2 protein-coding genes are annotated in these 2,275 nt (G+C 42.2%); both read left to right on the forward strand.

Features of this window, described 5'->3' with window-relative positions; translation table 11 throughout:
• Positions 1-495: 495 nt before the first annotated feature.
• Positions 496-1,173 carry a class I SAM-dependent methyltransferase gene (locus tag ACXX53_RS22955; RefSeq protein ID WP_458571016.1) on the forward strand — a complete coding sequence of 226 codons (678 nt, stop codon included), beginning with the start codon at positions 496-498 and terminating at the stop codon, positions 1,171-1,173.
• Between the two features lie 23 nt (positions 1,174-1,196).
• Positions 1,197-1,709 (forward strand): GNAT family N-acetyltransferase, encoded by a 513-nt coding sequence (locus tag ACXX53_RS22960; protein ID WP_458571017.1) that lies wholly within the window; start codon positions 1,197-1,199, stop codon positions 1,707-1,709.
• Positions 1,710-2,275 lie beyond the last annotated feature (566 nt).

The raw sequence follows: 2,275 nt of genomic DNA on the forward strand, positions 1-2,275 counted from the left end.
TTCATCGCCGATGGTACTTGGACCGCAGGGTCCTGGGAGAGTAGGACGTCGCCAAGCTAACTAAAGCCCGCTGTTGATCTCGAATCGACAGCGGGCTTTTTCTATGTGCAATGCCTCGGCCTCACAGGCTAGATGCATTTTGTACATCTAATTGCATGGAGGATAGCCCTAAAACACAAATTAACTGCATTTCGGGCATTTATTCCAGCCATAATTGGGCAACAACGCCTAAAAGCAGCTGAAATAGATGTACAGAATGCAGTAAGCACTCAGCCAACTTTCTGACGCAGCACACTAGCTGCACAAAATGCAGCTGCCAGCTGCTGCAGGTATCATGACTTCAGGCTCCAAAGAGAGTAGAATATCGCCAAGCCAACAAACCCCCGCTGTTGATCTCGAACGGTAGCGTTTTTTTTACAACCACAAATGAATGTTGCCCAATATTTTGCATTTATTTATACTCAGAATAAAGTGATGACTGCAGGAGGGACGCGAATGGCCCAATATGATCAATTCGCCGAGCAATATCACAGCATGGTTCAGTCAGGTGGACCTGAGGTTTCATATCAGTACATTGTGAGACAGTTGCTTAGTAATGGAGACATTCAGAGCAAGAGTATATGTGACATTGGATGCGGTCAAGGTGAGTTGAGTCATCGGATATCTTTATTGGGTGCAGAAGTAACAGGTGTGGATCTCAGCAGTAAACTTCTGGAGTATGCCAAGAATAAAAGTGAAATAGTAACTTGGATTCAAGATGACGCCATGAGTTTGAACAACATTTCGAGTTGTACGTATGATTATGTGGTGTCGAGCGTTATGCTGATGGACGTTCCGAATCACCATGATGTATTTCGGGCGGCGCATCGAATCTTAAAGGACCAAGGTGTTATGATCTGGGTCATTATGCATCCGTGTTTTCAATCACCGTTCAGTCACCCCATGGGTGATGGCTCACGCAAGGTTATGCAATACAGTACTCAGTATTGGAAATCGGAAGGGGTAGGAACGATTCGATCTACACTGGGGGCTTATCACCGTCCGCTTTCTGTTTATGTAAATGATTTTATTGCAACAGGGTTTAGTGTCATTCGAGTGGATGAACTGGATCGAAATGAGCAGTCGATAGATACTCTTCCATTAATGTTGGCTGCAGTTGGCAGAAAGATGTAGTGAAGATGGTGGAGGGATGACAAGTGCTTGAAATCGCAAGGATTCCATACGAGGACAAGTCAGTGCTGCATAATTTGATACAACTGTATAGATATGATTCGAGTGAGTTTGATGGGCATGCGTTAAATAGTCATGGGCTGTATATGTATAAATATTTGGATCACCAATGGACTGATGAGTACAGACGACCATTATTCATTAGATTGGACGGAGAATTAGCAGGATTCGCTCTTGTCTCGCTGGGGGTTCCACAAGAATATATGATGTTGAGCAATGCACCCGATACGAATGTCATAAGCGACTTTTTCATTATGCGAAAATTCAGACGCAGTGGTTACGGGAAGCAAGCGGCATTCGCGATCTTTGATCTATTTTCCGGAGCATGGGAGGTTCGACAGACTGCAGCAAACGTACCAGCGCATCGATTCTGGAATAGAGTGATTCAGGAGTACACTAACGGAGCATACTCTGAGGCGATTATTAGTGGGGAGCGATGGACTGGTCCAGTTCAAGTATTTAGACAGCAAATTAAGTGAATAACCTATTGAGGGAAAGTGTGCTTGAAACTAATAATTAGGGTCTGCTATCTTCTTTGAAGTTACCGTATTTATACGACTATGGGGAGCGATAGTAACGTAGAGAACAGTATCTTTAATATAACTACTTATATATAAATGAAGCAGAGAGGTTCATCGCAGACCAATGAGTATTATAAGATTATGAAGTATAGAGTTCTTCGCTAGATCTCGGTACTCATTTCATGATACAAAATAGTTTCCATAATATGAGTGTATAATTAGGGTTGCTTCTAAATTGTGATCTGTGTTATATTTGTCTTCCGCCATTCTTAGTGGTGGTTAAGACAAGCAAGTGCTGAGAGGCACTGAATAAATTTTTAAAAAAAGTGCTTGACCTTATATGTAAGACATGATATATTAATTAAGTCGCCGCTGAACGGCGATGAAGAAAAGAAAGTAACTTACGAGTTACGAATTGTTCTTTGAAAACTGAACAACGAGCGAATGTTAGAAATTAACGAGTTAAACTCGTCAGCAATACAAATGAGCAAGTCAAACACTTTTATGGAGAGTTTGATCCTGGC

Source organism: Paenibacillus marinisediminis, from assembly GCF_054343325.1.